This is a genomic window from Amycolatopsis thailandensis (assembly GCF_002234405.1).
Lineage (GTDB): Bacteria > Actinomycetota > Actinomycetes > Mycobacteriales > Pseudonocardiaceae > Amycolatopsis > Amycolatopsis thailandensis.
In genome coordinates this window covers 35,698-51,104 of the sequence record NZ_NMQT01000024.1, presented here as the reverse complement: position 1 = coordinate 51,104, position 15,407 = coordinate 35,698, and the positions used below count along the sequence as shown (strand labels likewise).

18 protein-coding genes are annotated in these 15,407 nt (G+C 68.7%); 7 read left to right on the top strand and 11 right to left on the bottom strand.

Annotated features, from left to right (window positions below; translation table 11 throughout):
- Window positions 1-30: 30 nt before the first annotated feature.
- A complete protein-coding gene (locus CFP71_RS07820) occupies window positions 31-1,365 on the bottom strand; it encodes an FAD-binding oxidoreductase (RefSeq protein WP_093933155.1) in 1,335 nt (444 codons plus the stop codon).
- A 70-nt stretch (window positions 1,366-1,435) separates the two neighbouring features.
- On the opposite strand from CFP71_RS07820, the gene CFP71_RS07815 reads away from it, so the two are divergent.
- Window positions 1,436-2,320: a LysR family transcriptional regulator gene (locus tag CFP71_RS07815; protein WP_093933154.1), complete on the top strand. Its 885-nt coding sequence runs from the start codon at window positions 1,436-1,438 to the stop codon at window positions 2,318-2,320.
- Here the strand turns inward: CFP71_RS07815 and CFP71_RS07810 are convergent.
- The 3 genes from CFP71_RS07810 to CFP71_RS07800 all read right to left on the bottom strand — a co-directional run bounded on the left by CFP71_RS07810 (window position 2,289) and on the right by CFP71_RS07800 (window position 4,953).
- A complete protein-coding gene (locus tag CFP71_RS07810; protein WP_093933153.1) occupies window positions 2,289-3,383 on the bottom strand; it encodes a methyltransferase in 1,095 nt (364 codons plus the stop codon). The genes CFP71_RS07815 and CFP71_RS07810 overlap by 32 nt on opposite strands.
- 125 nt (window positions 3,384-3,508) lie before the next feature.
- A complete protein-coding gene (locus CFP71_RS07805) occupies window positions 3,509-4,333 on the bottom strand; it encodes an NAD(P)H-binding protein (RefSeq protein ID WP_093933152.1) in 825 nt (274 codons plus the stop codon).
- Window positions 4,330-4,953: an antibiotic biosynthesis monooxygenase family protein gene (locus tag CFP71_RS07800; RefSeq protein WP_093933151.1), complete on the bottom strand. Its 624-nt coding sequence runs from the start codon at window positions 4,951-4,953 to the stop codon at window positions 4,330-4,332. Before CFP71_RS07800 ends, CFP71_RS07805 begins: the two co-directional genes overlap by 4 nt.
- A gap of 52 nt (window positions 4,954-5,005) precedes the next feature.
- Here CFP71_RS07800 and soxR point away from each other — a divergent pair, with 52 nt between their 5' ends.
- On the top strand, window positions 5,006-5,452 hold the full coding sequence (soxR, locus tag CFP71_RS07795; RefSeq protein ID WP_093933150.1) for a redox-sensitive transcriptional activator SoxR: 447 nt from the start codon (window positions 5,006-5,008) through the stop codon (window positions 5,450-5,452).
- On the opposite strand, the gene CFP71_RS07790 is transcribed toward soxR, so the two are convergent.
- From CFP71_RS07790 to CFP71_RS07780, 3 genes are all read right to left on the bottom strand, one after another.
- Complete coding sequence (locus tag CFP71_RS07790) at window positions 5,442-6,659, bottom strand: RNA polymerase sigma factor (protein ID WP_093933149.1); 1,218 nt, start codon at window positions 6,657-6,659, stop codon at window positions 5,442-5,444. The two genes, soxR and CFP71_RS07790, sit on opposite strands and share 11 nt — an antisense overlap.
- Window positions 6,650-7,015: a YciI family protein gene (locus tag CFP71_RS07785; protein ID WP_093933148.1), complete on the bottom strand. Its 366-nt coding sequence runs from the start codon at window positions 7,013-7,015 to the stop codon at window positions 6,650-6,652. Before CFP71_RS07785 ends, CFP71_RS07790 begins: the two co-directional genes overlap by 10 nt.
- A 92-nt stretch (window positions 7,016-7,107) precedes the next feature.
- On the bottom strand, window positions 7,108-7,890 hold the full coding sequence (locus CFP71_RS07780; protein WP_167406035.1) for an SDR family NAD(P)-dependent oxidoreductase: 783 nt from the start codon (window positions 7,888-7,890) through the stop codon (window positions 7,108-7,110).
- Between the two features lie 82 nt (window positions 7,891-7,972).
- Here CFP71_RS07780 and CFP71_RS07775 point away from each other — a divergent pair, with 82 nt between their 5' ends.
- Entirely contained in the window at window positions 7,973-8,527 is a 555-nt protein-coding gene (locus tag CFP71_RS07775) for a TetR/AcrR family transcriptional regulator (RefSeq protein ID WP_093933146.1), read from the top strand.
- Between the two features lie 96 nt (window positions 8,528-8,623).
- The gene (locus CFP71_RS07770) at window positions 8,624-9,391 is read left to right on the top strand and encodes an SDR family oxidoreductase (RefSeq protein ID WP_093933145.1); all 768 of its coding nucleotides are present in this window, start codon (window positions 8,624-8,626) and stop codon (window positions 9,389-9,391) included.
- On the opposite strand, the gene CFP71_RS07765 is transcribed toward CFP71_RS07770, so the two are convergent.
- Entirely contained in the window at window positions 9,392-9,934 is a 543-nt protein-coding gene (locus CFP71_RS07765) for a TetR/AcrR family transcriptional regulator (RefSeq protein WP_093933144.1), read from the bottom strand.
- Between the two features lie 77 nt (window positions 9,935-10,011).
- On the opposite strand from CFP71_RS07765, the gene CFP71_RS07760 reads away from it, so the two are divergent.
- Both CFP71_RS07760 and CFP71_RS44075 read left to right on the top strand, forming a co-directional pair.
- On the top strand, window positions 10,012-10,506 hold the full coding sequence (locus tag CFP71_RS07760; protein WP_093933143.1) for a DoxX family protein: 495 nt from the start codon (window positions 10,012-10,014) through the stop codon (window positions 10,504-10,506).
- A 51-nt stretch (window positions 10,507-10,557) separates the two neighbouring features.
- Window positions 10,558-10,719 (top strand): hypothetical protein, encoded by a 162-nt coding sequence (locus CFP71_RS44075; RefSeq protein ID WP_167406034.1) that lies wholly within the window; start codon window positions 10,558-10,560, stop codon window positions 10,717-10,719.
- A gap of 8 nt (window positions 10,720-10,727) precedes the next feature.
- On the opposite strand, the gene CFP71_RS07755 is transcribed toward CFP71_RS44075, so the two are convergent.
- The 3 genes from CFP71_RS07755 to CFP71_RS07745 all read right to left on the bottom strand — a co-directional run bounded on the left by CFP71_RS07755 (window position 10,728) and on the right by CFP71_RS07745 (window position 14,827).
- Window positions 10,728-11,435, bottom strand: a complete 708-nt coding sequence (locus CFP71_RS07755) for a hypothetical protein (protein ID WP_093933142.1) — start codon at window positions 11,433-11,435, stop codon at window positions 10,728-10,730.
- 480 nt (window positions 11,436-11,915) lie between these two features.
- A complete protein-coding gene (locus tag CFP71_RS07750; protein ID WP_244199596.1) occupies window positions 11,916-13,100 on the bottom strand; it encodes an HNH endonuclease signature motif containing protein in 1,185 nt (394 codons plus the stop codon).
- An 860-nt stretch (window positions 13,101-13,960) separates the two neighbouring features.
- Entirely contained in the window at window positions 13,961-14,827 is an 867-nt protein-coding gene (locus tag CFP71_RS07745) for a DUF4394 domain-containing protein (protein ID WP_093933140.1), read from the bottom strand.
- 148 nt (window positions 14,828-14,975) lie between these two features.
- Between CFP71_RS07745 and CFP71_RS07740 the strand changes: the two genes are divergently transcribed.
- Window positions 14,976-15,407, top strand: coding sequence for a hypothetical protein (locus CFP71_RS07740; protein WP_093933139.1), 432 nt, complete (start codon window positions 14,976-14,978; stop codon window positions 15,405-15,407).

Genomic DNA, 15,407 nt, shown 5'->3' with positions numbered 1-15,407 from the left:
GGGGAGCTTCGGTTCGGCGCTTTTCGTAGTTCACCCAGCGTCACGCGCGGGTTTGACGTTGTGGGTCAACCGGAACCGGTTCGCCGGGTCGACGGCCGCCTTGACCTGGGCGAGCCGGCGCAGATCGGCCGCGGAATACACCTTGGACGCTTCTTCGGCCGCGTCGCTTTCGCCGTAGACGAAGGTCAGCAGTTTGCCGGTCGACCAGGGCTTCAGCACGTCGAACAGCTTCCCGTGGGCGGCCTTGATCTCGGCGGGCGAGGCATCGTCCACTACGGACAGTGCACGGACGGTGAAGGCGGCTTCCCGGTCCCAGTCGACCCCGGGGTGTTCGGGCTGGTCGGACAGCGCGCCGCCCAGCAGGTCCAGCAGGACGACGGTCGGCACCGGGGCGCCCGGTCCGGCGTGTTCGAGGATCGCGTCGAGCATGGTGTCGTTGAGTTCGGACACGGTGACGTTGTCGGCGCGGTAGCCGTGCGGGAACGGCGGCTCGTTCGCGATCTTGCCCGATTCGGTGAACGGGATCTCGGCGAGCGTGTCCCCCAGCGGCTCGGCGGCGGCGCGCAGCGGGGCGACCAGGCGTTCGCCCTCGGCGGCGTCACCGAGGTAGGCGATCCGGATCTGCGCGACGTGCTGCCCGCGCAGCGGCTCGGGCACCATCGGCAGGTCCGGCATCGGGACCATGCCCAGCGACGACGTCATCCCGCGCGGCATCTCCGCCGCCCAGTCGCGCCAGGCGCGGAGCACCGTGGCCAGCGATCCGGTGCCGAATTGCAGGCTGCCGCCGTACAACCGGGTGACCGGGACGAGCCGGAACTCCAGCGCGGTGACGATCCCGAAGTTGTCGCGGCCGCCGCGCAGCGCCCAGAACAGGTCTTGCTCGGTGTCGGGGGTGGCGCGGCGGAGTTCGCCGTCGGCGGTCACGACCTCGATCGCGGTCACCTGGTCGGCGGCCAGGCCGTACTCGCGGCCGAGCAGGCTGAACCCGCCGCCGAGGGTGTAGCCGACGACGCCGACCCCGGGGAAGGACCCGCTCAGCGGGGCCAGCCCGTGCTCGGCCGCCGCTTCGATGACCGCACCCCAGCGCACGCCCGCGTCGACCCGTGCGATGCCGTCGTCGATCCGGATCCCGGTCATCAGGTGGGTGGTGACGAGGACACCGCCCTCGAAGGGGACGCCCACGCCGTGCCCGGTCGAGTGCACGGCGATCGGGAGGTCGTGCTCGGCGGCGTAGCGGACGGCTTCGACGACGTCGGCGGCCGAGGTGGCGGCCATGATGACGTCGGGGCGGCGGGAGACGGCGGTCTGGAAGCCGGCGAGTTCCTGGTCGTATCCGGAGTCGCCGGAGCGGAGCAGTGTGGTCATGACACCAGCTTGATCCCCCTTCGATCATAAGTCCAAGATCTGGTTTGTCTGGCAACTAGAATCATCAGTTATGGAACTGCGTCAGCTCGAATACTTCGTCGCGGTGGCCGACGAGGCGAATTTCACCCGGGCCGCCGAGCGGCTGCACGTCGCCCAGCCCGGCGTCAGCGCCCAGATCCGCCGCCTCGAACGCGAACTCGGCCAGCCGCTGCTCGACCGGTCGGCCAGGGCGGTGCGGCTGACCGAGGTCGGCGCCGCCGCGCTCCCGCACGCCCGGGCCGCGCTCGCCGCCGTCGCCGGGGTGCGGCAAGCGGTCGACGATCTCACCGGGCTGGTCCGCGGCCAGGTCGCGATGGGCATGGTGTCCTCGCGTGGCCCGGTCAACCTGCCGGATCTGCTCGCGCGTTTCCACGAGCGCCATCCCGCCGTCGACATCACGCTCGCCGAGGCGACCTCCGACATCCTGCTCGCCGGCGTCGCCGACGGCCGGTTCGACGTCGCGCTGATCGGGGTGTCCGGTGAACCGCCGCCGGGGATCGGTCTCGAGGTCGTCCTCGACGAGCCGCTCGTCGCCGTCTCCGGGCCGGAGGATCCGCTCACCGCGCGCGCCACGATCACGCTGTCGGAGCTGGAAAGCCGTTCGCTGGTCAGCCTGCCGAAGGGCACCGGCATGCGGGCGATCGTCGACGCGGCCTTCCTCGCCGACAGCGCCCAGCCGCGGGTGACGCTGGAAGCGGGCGACCCGAACGTCGTCGCCCAACTCGTCGGACGCGGGCTCGGCGTCGCCGTGGTGCCGATGTCGCTGGCGACGCACTACACGGAACTGCACGCCATGGAGATCACGCGCCCGGCCGGGCTGCGGGCGAAACTGGCGCTGGCCTGGCGGACGGAGGGGCCGGTCAGCCCCGCCGCCCGCGTGTTCATCAGTCAGGCGCGGGCGCTGCTCGGACTGTGAGCCGCCACAGCGAAGTCATCTCCTTCGAACGGGCGGCGTGCAGCGGATCGCCCGGATCCGTGGCCTTGGGATGCCTCGGCCGGACGTCCTCCCTGCCGCGTACTTCGAGCCCGGAACGCTCGAACGCTCCGAGGAGTCGCTCGCGCGTGCGCAGGCCCAGCAGTTCGGCGAGGTCGGACAGGATCAGCCAAGCCTCCCCGCCGGGCGTGAGATGCCGGGGCAACCGGTCCAGGAACGCTTGGAGCATCCGGCTTCCCGGGTCGTAGACGGCGCGTTCGAGCGGGGTGTGCGCCCTGGACGGCAGCCAGGGCGGATTGCAGACGACCAGCGGCGCGCGACCGGGCGGGAACAGATCCGCCTCGAGGACTTCGAGCCCTCGGAGACCGAGCCGGTCGAAGTTGTCGCGTGCGCAGGCGATGGCGCGTGGCTCGTTGTCGGTCGCCACCACGTGCTCGACGCCGCGACGGGCGAGGACCGCGGCGAGCACGCCGGTCCCGGTGCCGATGTCGAACGCCAGTTCCTTCGCGGGTAACGGAGTTCTCGCCACCAGGTCGACGTACTCGCCGCGGATGGGGGAGAAGACTCCGTGGTGCGGATGGATCTTCGCGCCGAGCGCCGGGATTTCGACGCCCTTCACGCGCCATTCGTGCGCGCCGACGACGCCGAGCAGTTCGCGCAGCGACACCAGCGACGCGGTTTCGGAAGGTCCGTAGACCTCCGTGCAGGCCACCCGGACGTCCGGTCCGCGTCGCAGCGGCAGGACGTGGCCAGGATCCAGCGGAACCAGCAGCCTGCCGAGGATCCGCGCTCGGCGTGCCTGATGGTTCCGCTGGTCCTGAAAGGGTTTCCCGGCCGCCGTGCCGCAGCGACGGGACAGCGCGGCGAGAAGGTTCCGCGCGTTCGGGAAGTCGCCGTGCCAGGCGAGGCCGGTGCCGGACAAGGCGAGCCGGAACGCCTCGTCGGCGGTGGTCCCGTCGTCGACGGCCACGACGTTCCGAGGTGGTTTCGAGCCGACGGTGGTCAGCCAGCGCCGACCACCGTCCTTTGTGGACTGGGGGTTCATGGTTTCCGTTCCTGTTTCCGCCCGCGGCGAAGAGACCCCGCGGACGTTGCTCCGTGGAGGGCGTTTTCAGGAACGGCGGCTAGTGGACCGCCGCGGCATGAACCGGTGTCGACACGAGCCCGAGTTTAGCGGAACGCGGCGGCGTGCTCGGCGGCCCAGACCTCGAAGTCCAGGCCCGGCCTGCCGGTGATGTCCTGGACGGTCGAGGTGACCGGACCCGGTTCCGTCAACAGGCCCCGCAGCCCGCCCAGCATGGTGTCGACGACGAAGTCCGGCATCTTCGCGAGCATGGCCGCCCGCGCTTCTTCGGGCGGGATCTCCTCCCAGCGCGCCGGGCGGCCCGCGGCCTCGCCGATGATCCGGACCTGCTCGATCTGCGTCATCGGCCGCGTGCCGGTGAGCGAGTACTTCGCCCCCGCGTGCCCGTCGCCGGTCAGCGCCTCGACGGCCACTGCCGCCATGTCCTTCTCGTGGATCAGCGGCATCGACGCCTCACCGTACGCGCCGCGGACGACGCCGTCCGCGCGGATCGACGCCGCCCAGCCGAGCGTGTTGGTCGCGAAGGCGTGCGGCCGAAGGAAAGTCCACTCCACGCCCGCGGCTTCGATCGCCTCCTCGACGACGCGATGCCAGGCGCCGATGGGATTGACCTGCTCCGTCAGGGAATCGTCGACGGCGCCCGAGGACAGGAACACCACGCGCTTCACGCGCTCGCCGAGCAGCGAAACGGTGGGGATCAGGGCTTCGGCGGATCCGGAGAGCATCAGGAACACCGTGTCGACGCCGTCGATCGCCGGCGCGATCGTTTCGGGTTTCGCCAGGTCACCGCGGGCACCGTCCGGCGGCGGGTTCCGGCTCAGCGGCCGGACCGGGACGTCCCTCGCCCGCAACTGGGCGACCACCTGCGATCCGACGTTGCCCGTCGCGCCGGCGACCAGGATCGGCTTCATGCCGCCACCTCCGCTTCTGTCGTCGACGACAGGATCGGGCGGTACCGCTTGACCGAACCGCCCGACATCCCCGGGTAGGTCTGCACTTTCTTCCACACGTCCGTCGTGCCGATGCCGTCGGCGCCGGGGGTCGCGAGCGCGGCGAGGTGGGCTTCGACGCTGGCCCATTCGGCGTAGTTCAGTACCCGGGTCCCGTCGGTGCTCACGTGGAAGTAGCCCGAGATCCCGCCGTCCGGCCGTGCCGGTTCCGAAGCCATCGCTTCGAAGACGAGGTCGATCCAGTCGCGTTGCCGCCGCTCGTCGGGGCCTTCGAACTCGACCGAGACGATCACGAGGCAGCCGGGCGTCCCCTCGCCGCGCTGCCCGCGGTAAAGGTGGAACACGGGAGCGCCGTCCAGGTCCTGGATGGCGTCTTCGCTGGTCCACTGCTCGTAGGTGAAGGCGCCGTCGTGGTCGATGCCTTCGTAGGCGGTGAAGGAGACGAGCCCTTCGTGACTCTTGAGCGCCGCCCGCGCCGCGTCGGCGTCCGGCCACTCCCGCGCCACCACGGCCGTCTCCCCGTTCGGTGTCGGCCAATGTCCCTTGTGGATGGTCGATTCGGAGGTCCCCTGTGCTGTCATGCCTCCAGCCTGAAACTTGAACAAGGGTTCAAGTCAAGGGAGGATCGTGTCCATGACCGAGCCGTCCGCCGAACTCACCATCGGGGAGCTGTCCCGGCGCAGTGGCGTCGCCACCTCCGCCCTGCGGTTCTACGAGCGCCAGGGCCTCATCAGCAGCAGGCGGACCAGCGGAAACCAGCGCCGCTACCCCCGCGCGACACTCCGTTTGGTCGCGTTCATCCGCGCGTCGCACCATCTCGGCATCCCGCTGGAGGTGATCGGCGGCGTGCTCGACCTGTTGCCGGAAGGCGCCGCGCCGGATCACGATTTCTGGCAGCGCGCCTCCGCCTGCTGGAGCGCGGAGCTCAACAAGCGCATCGAGCAGCTGGAGTGCATGCGCGACCGGTTCACCGAATGCATCGGCTGCGGTTGCCTTTCCTTCGAGCAGTGCGTGCTGGTCAACCCCGGCGACTTCCTCGCGGCGAAGGGGCCCGGCCCGGCACGGCTGATCACGGACTGACGGCGGCCAGCTTCCGCTCCAGCAACCGGCGTTCGGCGTCGTTCTCCGCCAGCCGGATCGCGGTTTCGTACGCCCGCGCCGATTCGGCCGAGCGGCCCAGCCGGTGCAGAAGATCGGCTCGGATGGCGTGGTACAGGTGGTATTCGGCCAGTTCCAAGCCGTCGATCACGTCGAGCGCGGCCCGTGGTCCGTCGACTTCAGCGACCGCCACCGCGCGGTTGAGCGCGACGATCGGCGTCGGATTCGTCGCCAGCAGCAGGTCGTACAGCTGGACGATCTGCGACCAGTCCGTGCTCCCCGCGTCGGCCGCGTCGCTGTGGACGGCGTTGATCGCCGCCTGGATCTGGTACGGCCCGGGCTGGTTCCGCCGCAGGCAGGCGCGGACCAGCGCTTGCCCTTCGGTGATCAGCTCCCGGTCCCATCGCGACCGGTCCTGGTGCGCCAGCAGGACGACGTCGCCGTCCGCGCCGGTGCGGGCGGCCCGCCGCGACTCGGTGAGCAGCATCAGCGCCAGCAGCCCGGTGGCCTCCGGTTCGTCGGGCATGAGATCGGTCAGCAGCCTGCCGAGCCGGATCGCTTCGGCGCACAGGTCTTCCCGCACCAGCCGTTCGCCCGAACTGGCCGTGTGTCCCTCGTTGAACACGAGGTAGATCACGGCGAGCACCGAACGCAGCCGGTCCGGCAGATCGGCGTCCTCCGGGATCCGGTACGGGATCTTCGCGTCGCGGATCTTGCCCTTCGCCCGGACAAGCCGTTGCGCCATCGTCGTTTCGGGGACGAAGAACGCGTGCGCGATCTCGCCGGTGGTCAGCCCGCCCAGCAGTTTCAGCGTCAGCGCGACCTGCGCGGTGACGGCCAGCGCGGGGTGGCAGCAGGTGAAGATCAGGCGTAAGCGATCGTCGCGCACAGGTCCCTCCTCGGCTGGTTCGTTGGTGGCACCGAGTAGCGCGGCCTCGGCGTGTTTGTCTTCGCGCGCGGCTTCCCGGCGCATCCGGTCGATGCCCTTGTTGCGGGCGGTCGTGATGATCCAGCCCGCCGGGCTCGGCGGCAGACCGGTGGACGGCCACCGGTCGACCGCCGTGGCGAAGGCTTCCTGGACCGCGTCTTCGGCGAGATCGATGCTGCCGAAGACGCGGACCAGGACGGCCACCGCGCGGCCGTACTCCTCGGTGAAGACCCGGCCGATCTCGTCGGCGGTCAGACGCACGAAGGGCCTTCCTCGCCCTGGAACGGCCGGACCTCGACGGGCAGGTAGGTGATCTCGGTGACCCGGCAGCCCCATTCGAGTGCGGCGTCCAGATCCGGTGCCTCGACGACGGTGAATCCGCCGAGGTGTTCCTTGCCCTCGACGTACGGGCCGTCCGTCATCGCGATCGCGCCGTTCTCCTTGGCCTGCAGCACGGTCGACGTGGTCGGCGGGTGCAGCCCGCCGGCGAACACCCAGGCGCCCGCGGCCTTCATCTCGTCGTTGAGCGCCTGGATCTTGCGCGCGATCGGCTCGAGGAACTCCGGCGGCGGGACGGGGCCGTCGGGCTGGTACAGGCTGATCAGGTACTGGGTCATGGCGTCCTCCTTGGTGTCACTGCCTATACGAAGGGCGTCCCGCCGATTCGACACTGGCTTGGAAATTTTTCCGGCGAACGCATCTTCGCAGGTCAGATCGACTTCAGCAGCCGCGTTGTTGCGGTGTGGAGGCGCTCTGCCTCTTTACTGTCGGCGTCGACCGTGAGCCGCTTGTCGCGCTGGTAAGCGCTCAGGGGCGCCTCCGGCCGGTTCGCGATGAGGTCGAGCATCGGCCGGATCGCCTTCTCCGGCGGCGTGCCCAGGAGCTTCGCGAGCACGCCGACCATCTTTCGTGAGGTCTTGCCGAGGGCGCCTTGGTGGCTGGTGCGGACGAAGCCCGGGTTGTAGAGGACGTACCGGACGTGGTCCGAAGCGAGCCGGGCCGCGGAAAGCAACCCCATCCGGCGGCTCTGCTGATTAGCCGCCTTCCAGGTGAAGCCTTGTGACAGCTGGAAGTCGTCCCAGCGGATGGCGTCCTTCGGCGCGCCGGGAACGGTGGTGTCGAGGATCAGCGGCTGCTCGGCGGCCCCGAGCACGCCTTGGAGTTCCGAGGCGAAGATGTAGCGGCTCAGGTAGTACAGCGCGAAGGTGTGCTCGAAGCCTTCGCTGGTCAACTGCCTGTCCCGGTGCACATACGCGGCCCCTAGGACCAGCGTGTCGACGACAGGGAAGTGCTCGGCGATCTCCCTGGTGGCGCGGAAGTTCTCCGACACTTCGCGCAGGTCGGCCTTGATGAAATGCGCGTCGCCCGTCAACGAACGGAACTTCGCCTCGCTCCGGCCGACCACGACGACGGTGTGGCCTTCGCGAAGTCTGTCGGCGGCCAGCGCGCGGCCGAGGCCGTCGGTTCCCCCGGTGATCACGATCGTGGACATGCTTTCCCTCCAGTTCCGGAACACGTGTTCCGGAACATCATCGTATCCGAAACGCTTGTTCCGGAAAAGGTAGGATTTCGGCATGACCACTTCGCGACGTCAACGCTGGGACGCTGCGCGGAACCGCGGCCAAGTGCTGGAAGCCGCGCGAGAGTCTTTCGCCGAACGCGGGCTCGCGACCGACGTCCGCGAGGTCGCCCGGCGAGCCGGTGTCGGCGTCGCCACCGTGTACCGGCATTTCCCGACGAAAGAAGACCTGGTCAAGGCCGTCTTGGCAGACGACGTCGCCGAGTGGGAGGCCGTCTCCGAAAGCGCGAAAGCGGCGGAGGACGCCTGGGAGGGGATCAGTCTCATCGTCGAGCGGACGCTGGCGATGATGGCCCGGCACCGGGCGTTCCTCGACGGGCTCACGGTCACCGAAGGCGCTCTCGAAGCCTGTCGCGCGCATCTCGCCGAGAGTCTCGACGGCTTGGTCGAACGCGCGCGGCGGCAAGGGCGGCTGCGGGACGACATCACCTCCTCGGACATCGGCCTGCAGATCCTCGCGCTCGGCCGGATCGTGGAGCTGACCGCCGGCCAGGGCGACGACGTCTGGCGCAAGCACGCCGGTCTCGTCCTCGGCGCGTTCGAGGCCTGACTGGTACCGCCGGACCCAGGTTGAGCAGGCCGTGCCATCTCTCCGCGCGAGCCGGTTACCTGGACTCCGGAACGAGAGTCCACAGAGGAGAGACAAATGACGAACACTTCGGCGCCGCACTCGGGCAGGGTCGCCGTCATCACCGGCGCGTCCAGCGGGATCGGCGAAGCGACCGCGCGGCGGCTCGCCGCCTCCGGTGCGGCGGTCGCGCTCGTCGCCCGCCGCGCGGACCGGCTGGAAACGCTCGCCAAGGAGATCGACCAGGACGGCGGTACCGCGCTCGTGCTCGCGGCCGACGTCGCCGACGCCGAGGCGATGCGCGCCGCGGCGGCGGAGGTCGAGGCGAAACTGGGTCGTGCGGACCTGCTGTTCAACAACGCGGGCGTGATGCTGGCCGCGCCGATCGACGAACTCGCGACCGGCGACTGGCAGCGCATGATCGACGTCAACATGACGGGCCTGATGAACACGATCGGCGCGTTCGTCCCGCATCTGGTCGCTTCGGCGGCCGAGAAGGGCGTCGCGGACCTGGTGAACACGTCGTCCATCGGCGCTCAGGCGATCTTCCCGTCCTTCGCCGTGTACGTCGCTTCGAAGGCGTACGTGACGCATCTGTCGAAGAACCTTCGCGCCGACCTCGGCCCGAAGAACGTGCGGGTCGCGGCGATCGAGCCCGGTCTCGTCGAAACCGAGCTGCAGGGCCACGTCACCGACGCGGGCGCGCTGGAGTGGCTCGACGGCGTGCGCGAAACGCTGACCTGGCTGAAGCCGGACGACATCGCCGCGACCGTGGCGTTCCTGACCTCGCTCCCGGCGCGGGTGAACCTCCAGCAGGTCACCGTCATGCCCACCGCGCAGGTCTGATCAGGGCCCGGGGAACAGAATCCGGGCGATCGCGCGGGCGGCGGTGTCCGGATCCTCGAGGTGCTCGGTGCGCAGGGCGCCGGTGAGCCACAGGTTGGCGAACCCGTGCATCAGCGACCACGCGGCGACTCCCGCCATCTCGTCGTCGCTGACCGACGACGCGCCGCTGGTCAGCAGGAGCCCCGCGCGATCGCGGGCGGCGACCAGCGCGGGGTCGTCCTGGCGCTGGAGTTCGGGGCGGAACATCACCTCGAAATGCGCGCGATGCTCGATCGCGAACCGCACGTAAGCCACGCCGACCTCGACGAAGTCCCGCTCGCCCTCGGCGGCCAGGGAGTCGGCGAGCAGGTCGAACCCCTCGGCGGCCAGCGCGGTGAGCACCCCGGCCTTGTCGCCGAAATGGTGCACCGGCCCGGCGTGCGAGACCCCCGCGCGCCGGGCGAGGTCGCGGAGGCTGATCCCAGCCGGGCCGTGTTCGGTGACGGCCGCGACGGCGGCGTCGAGCACGGCCCGGCGGAGGTCGCCGTGGTGGTACGGACTCATGAGCTCGAATCTAGTCATTGACAAGATGGCCTGCAAGCGCGCATCTTGTCAGTGGAAAGTTTCGCTGCTCGGAGGGCATGGTCATGGATCCCGGTCTCGTACCCGTACTGATGCTGGTCGCCGTCACGGTGACGTTGTTCCTGCTGGGCGCCGCCGGCGTCCAGCGGCTGAAACCCTGGCCGGTGGCCGTGCGCGGCGGCGTCGCGGCACTGTTCGTCACGACCGGGCTCGCGCACTTCATCGGCATGCGCGAGGAACTCGTCGCGATGGTGCCGCCCGCCCTGCCCGCGCCCGGGCTGCTGGTCACCGTCACCGGTGTCCTCGAACTGGCGGGTGCCGCGGGAGTGCTGTGGTCGCGCACGGCGCCGTGGGCGGCAGGCGGGCTGACGCTTCTGCTGCTGGCGATGTTCCCGGCGAATGTCCACAAGGCGCTGCACGGGCCGGTGGATTCGGTGATGGACGAACTGGTGCCGCGGAGCCTCATGCAGGTGGTCTTCCTGGCCGCGACCGGGTCGCTGGTGGCGTATTACGCGCGTACGCCGAACAGACCCTTTGCCCAAAGGAGACCTTAAGTCTTCCCCAAGTCCGGGCTCGGCCGTTGAAACGGGCCCTACGATCTGAGAATGAAGATCTCATTGTGGATCGGATTCTGTGGGCTGTGCATCCTCGCCGGGCACATGCTTCTCGGTGCTGTCGGTGTCGTACTGCTGATGAGCTGCCTCCCGGCGGGACGCGATCACGAATCCGTTGACAGAGCAGGGAAAGAGTCCGCGCGGCTGGCCTGAAGAAAGGGTCAGCCGAGGGTGCTCGCGAAAGCGAGCGCGCCCAGAACCGGAACGCTGATCGCCGCGAACAGTACCGATCGGCGGCTCGGTTTGGGACTTTCCAGTAATGCGCGAACACCGGCCGGAAGCAACGCGACACAAAGTCCGGCGGTACCGATGATCGACACGATTTCGGTACCCTTCAGCACTCCGAGTGGAAGAAGTCCCATCGTCGCCAGCCCGATCGACCCGACGATGCCCAGCGCTTTCGCGCGATAGGCGGCGAAGGCGAGCGCGTACCAGCCGAACATGATGGTGAACGACAGGAAACTGAACAGGTGCAGGTCCTGGTACGTCTCGCTGACGACGCTCTCGGCGAATCCGGCGCCGCGTCGCCCGGCGAGTCCCAGGGCGGCCTGGTCGATGCCGGCGTGAAAAGTCCGCTCGAAGAGTCCGATAAGGACGGACACGCCCGCCCAGGCGGCCAACGCCGGTCTGGTGCGGCCGATCTTCGTGGCGAGCCCGACGATCGCGGGCCACAGCAGGACGTTGCCTGCCAGGAAACATGTGTACGCGGCGGTCATCAGCGCCGGATGATCGCTCATCGCCTTGAGCTGGTCCGGGAAGAAGAAGTTGAACTGCGACCGCAAGAGCGTTCCGGTGAGTAAGAGGACCGGGCCGAGGATCATCGAGACCGCGGTGACGCGGCGGCCGGGGAAGACGTAGTCGGTTTCCATGCCGAGGAGCCTGCCGATCCTGACGCGTGCCCGGATCGGCTCACGGGCTGTACTTCCGGCTCAGCCCTCGGGTGGACTTCGGCCCGGTGTCTAAGCCTGTCGCCGGTTTTCGGTAGTGGGTCTGGGTTGCCGGTGGTGTGTGGCAGCCGAGGGGTGCCGTTTTCGACGACAGGGCATGGCGCGCCCTGAGGGCGCGTGGTTGCTGTGTCGCCGGTTTTCGGCAACGGGGCTCAGAACGGTGGCGGCTTGCTGGTGGGTGTGCAGCGATCGACGCCCGCTGGGCGTTGCGATATTTCGGCGATAGGGCACGGCGTGCCTGTGGGCGCGTGGTTGTTGGGGCGCGAGGACGGTGGCCGCAGGTCGGGGATCCGGGGCGAGGTCGGTTCGCGTGAGTGGGTCGCCGTTTTTCGGCAATGGCTTGCCGGTGGAGCGCGGGCGGGCTGACGCGTGCTGGTCGTAGCCGTTTTTCGGCAATAGTGCTCAGAACGGTGGTTCTTCTGGAGGGGTGCGAGGTGGGTGAAGTGGTGGTGGGGTGCTGCCGTAGGTCTGGCCGGTGGGGGTGGTGATGGTGAGGGCGCCGTCGGGGGTGAGGTGGTAGGTCCAGCCGGGTTCGTCTTTGAGGCGATGGTCCCGGCGGCAGAGGTCGATGAGGTCGTCGGCGCTGGTGTGGCCACCGTGTTGCCAGGGCACCGCATGATCAAGGTCGCAGGCCTGTGCCGGGCGGTGGCAACCGGGTCTTCGGCATTCGCGGTCCCGGACCCGGACGAACTCGGCGACACCCGCGGTGGGCCGGTACCGCTCCCGCCCCAGGTCCAGCACCTGCCCGGAGAGAGGGTCGGTGATGATCCGACGCAGCACGGTGTCCGGGCCACTCGCGATATGCCGGGCCAACGCGGCCGGGAGATGGCCATGCCCGGCCATCTCCGCCGGGTCGTTGTTGAGGCCGAGGTAGGTGTCCAGGTCCATGTAGAGGAACACCTCGGCGCGCTCACTCGTGCCGCCCTGCCCTCCGAGCAGGAGGTCGAGGGCGATGTCCGCCCGCAGCTGATCCAGGGTGCGGGTCTCGCCACCGGTTCTGAGGGCTCTGGCTTCGCGGTCGATGCGCTGGTAGGCGGCGGTGACCTTCTCGGCGGGGCCGTCCTCGACCTCGATCGACGCGACCCCGGTCTCCCCCTGCCGCAGGCTGAGACGACGGCCCTCGCGAGAATGCTCGGCACGCTTGTCGGCGCCCTCGCGGTCGACCGAGATCGCCGCATTACTCGCCGCTTTCCGCACCTGGGTCGAGTTTCTGTCCGGCAGGCGGTCTTCCAGCAGCGCATCGGCGGCGAGCGCGTTCTCATCCGACAGCCATGCCGTCGCAGCGGCGACTTTCTGCGCGTTGAAACCGGCTAACTTCCCCTCGTCCATCAGGTTCAGCGTGCGGGGCAGGCGGGTGGTCAACGCCTCCGCGGCGGCGACCATCGCCCCCGCATGATTGTCCACAAGGGACAACGCGAGCGCGACCTCCTGGACCACGCTCCGCGCACCCTCACGATGGCGGCTCAGCTGAGCCAGCGCCCTGAACCGGACCGCCTCCAACCGCGCGATCCCCGCCGACGCCGCCTGCGCCAGAGCGACACAATCGTTGTCCTCCAACGACAAGACAGCGGCATTCACCGAACCCAAGACAACCGGATCGGCGAGCTCTTCCAAAAGTGCCACAGCGGTGGCCGTAGATGTGTTCACCCGACGACCATACGACCGGCCACCGACAATTCCGGATCATCAGACGCCACAAAGCATTGCCGTTTTTCGGCAACGGTCTGGGCTGTCTCTGGTTCGTATCGCCATCGTGCCCTGCCTGCCGCTCCAGTTCTTCCAGATGTTGCCGTTTTTCGGCAATAAAGCCAAGGAGTGGGCCTGAGGTCTTCCGTATGGCGCTAGCCCGCAAGGTGTTGCCGTTTTTCGGCAACGGTCTGGGCTGTCTCTGGTTCGTATCGCCATCGCGCCCCGCTGGCCGCTCCAGTTCTTCCGGATGTTGCCGTTTTTCGGCAGCAAAGCCAAGGAGTAGCCCCGAGGTCTTCCGTGCGGCGATAGCCCACAAGGTATTGCCGATTTCCGGCAACGGCAGGGAACCCGGCCACCCGCTCCAAGACCCTCTCAAGTGCCACCGCCGGTGCGTCACCGACCTCCGGCAATAAAGCCAAGGGTGGCAAGTTCGTGATCTCGGCGACGGAACAAAAACCAGGAATAGGCCACGCTGTGGATCACGAAGACCGCGTACCGTGGCTCGGCGCGGTCTGATGGGTCGGCGGTGTCGCGAAAGCCACTTTCGGGACATCAGACGTCCCGGAAGTGGCTTTCGCGTCCCCTCCCCGAGGCCGACAGAGCCATTGCCGATTTCCGGCAACGACCGGCAGTAACCGAAAACGAAAGAGAACGAAAACCCGCCCGCCGAAAGAACGACCGCATGGCTGCCCGGCGTTCGGTCAGGACCGAGAACCGAAACACCGGACAGCCACCAAGCCCAGCCCGGCCCGGCCGGATCAGTACGTGTCGAGGGCGACCGCGACGTCCCCGATCGGCAGCGGGAAGTCGCCGATCTTGGTCGCCGCACCGGTCAGCAGGTTGACGTTGGAGAACGTCGACGGACCGGTCGCCGGATTGAGCACGGCGTACGCGGTCGCCGAAGTGGTCTTGCCGTTGGTCAGATCGCTGTAGATGTCGAGGCCCGCGACAGGGCCGGTGTCGACGCCGAGAGCACCGGTCGGGCTCAGGAAGCCGAGGTTGGCGGGCGACTGGATGAGCAGCTGGTCGGAGTTCGTCCCGATGTCGAACAGGGTGGTCGCGGTGTCGGGGTTGAGGTCGTTGTTCGTGTAGGCGGCGGCCGTGACTCCCCGGGTGGGGCCGCCCAGAGGTGGCGTGGTCAGGATGGTGTCTTCGGTGGTGACGTGGTCACCGAGATTGTGCCGCAGGTTCTGGCCGGTGTCGCTGATCACCCGCAGCCGGTCGGCCGCCGGGTTGAAGTCGACGCCGAAGTTCGTGCCGTACAACGGAACACTCAGTTGCGAAACCTTCGTGACGACGACGTCGGGTGTCGCCGGCGGGGTCTTGATCGTGTAGATGCAGCCCTTGTTCCCCACGCCGTACAGCAAGCCGTTCTGGACCCGGAAGTCGATCCCGATCAGGGCGGTCTCCCCGCAGGTGAGGCCCTGCACGAGCCGGACCCAGTCGAGCACCTGGGGTTTGTCGGTGGAGAAGTAGGCCATCAGCTTGCCGTCCGTCGAGATCGCGAACGCCTGCGGGGCGGCGGCCTGCGCCGCACTCACGTTCGCGGTCCCCACGACGAGCGCCGCCGCGACGGTCACCGTGGTGGCCGTCGCGACCATGGCTCTTTTCAGCTGTTCCTTCATCAGTACTCCCTCGCCGGAAACTGGTGTGATCACAAGCTATTCGGCGGCACTGGACGGCCATTGGACGTCGATTGGATACGGCGTCCGGCTTCTTGCGGCCGACGGGAACCGGCGGAACAGTGGAACGACGACGGATTCAGGGGGAGCGATGACGATCATGAGCGTTCTCGCCGGGTCGGCGGTCCTGTGCGCCGGGCTCACGTTCACCGCCACCGGCGAGGCGAACGCCGACCGGGAATGCGCGTCCGGTGTCAAGATCATCAAACCGGTCGTGCTCGAAGAACCGGGGAAGTGGACCTACACCTACAACCTTTCATGGTGCGCGGACGGCGGCGCGGTCGTCTGGGTCGCTCCCGCGGTGACCGCGAAGGTGCACACGCCCGCCTGCCGCTGGGTCGGCCGGATCGAGGAGGCGGTGCGGCCGATCAAGGACGAACGCGGCCGGTGGACCGCGTTCGACATGAGCGAGTTCTCCTGCGCCGACAGCGCGGGTAAGGAGCACGGCGTCAATCCGTGGGTCGTCGTCACCTTCGAGCCCGCGGGCGGCTACGACACCACCAGCGGCATCGCCGCGGCGTGA

Coding starts and splice junctions, on each gene's coding strand:
- CFP71_RS07785 (WP_093933148.1), bottom strand. CDS start 7,015: ATGACCCAGTACCTGATCAGCCTGTACCAGCCCGACGGCCCCGTCCCG.
- CFP71_RS07810 (WP_093933153.1), bottom strand. CDS start 3,383: ATGAACCCCCAGTCCACAAAGGACGGTGGTCGGCGCTGGCTGACCACC.
- CFP71_RS44075 (WP_167406034.1), top strand. CDS start 10,558: ATGAAGATCTCATTGTGGATCGGATTCTGTGGGCTGTGCATCCTCGCC.
- CFP71_RS07775 (WP_093933146.1), top strand. CDS start 7,973: ATGACCACTTCGCGACGTCAACGCTGGGACGCTGCGCGGAACCGCGGC.
- CFP71_RS07745 (WP_093933140.1), bottom strand. CDS start 14,827: ATGAAGGAACAGCTGAAAAGAGCCATGGTCGCGACGGCCACCACGGTG.
- CFP71_RS07820 (WP_093933155.1), bottom strand. CDS start 1,365: ATGACCACACTGCTCCGCTCCGGCGACTCCGGATACGACCAGGAACTC.
- CFP71_RS07780 (WP_167406035.1), bottom strand. CDS start 7,890: ATGTCCACGATCGTGATCACCGGGGGAACCGACGGCCTCGGCCGCGCG.
- CFP71_RS07765 (WP_093933144.1), bottom strand. CDS start 9,934: ATGAGTCCGTACCACCACGGCGACCTCCGCCGGGCCGTGCTCGACGCC.
- CFP71_RS07760 (WP_093933143.1), top strand. CDS start 10,012: ATGGTCATGGATCCCGGTCTCGTACCCGTACTGATGCTGGTCGCCGTC.
- CFP71_RS07770 (WP_093933145.1), top strand. CDS start 8,624: ATGACGAACACTTCGGCGCCGCACTCGGGCAGGGTCGCCGTCATCACC.
- CFP71_RS07800 (WP_093933151.1), bottom strand. CDS start 4,953: ATGACAGCACAGGGGACCTCCGAATCGACCATCCACAAGGGACATTGG.
- soxR (WP_093933150.1), top strand. CDS start 5,006: ATGACCGAGCCGTCCGCCGAACTCACCATCGGGGAGCTGTCCCGGCGC.
- CFP71_RS07805 (WP_093933152.1), bottom strand. CDS start 4,333: ATGAAGCCGATCCTGGTCGCCGGCGCGACGGGCAACGTCGGATCGCAG.
- CFP71_RS07740 (WP_093933139.1), top strand. CDS start 14,976: ATGACGATCATGAGCGTTCTCGCCGGGTCGGCGGTCCTGTGCGCCGGG.
- CFP71_RS07815 (WP_093933154.1), top strand. CDS start 1,436: ATGGAACTGCGTCAGCTCGAATACTTCGTCGCGGTGGCCGACGAGGCG.
- CFP71_RS07755 (WP_093933142.1), bottom strand. CDS start 11,435: ATGGAAACCGACTACGTCTTCCCCGGCCGCCGCGTCACCGCGGTCTCG.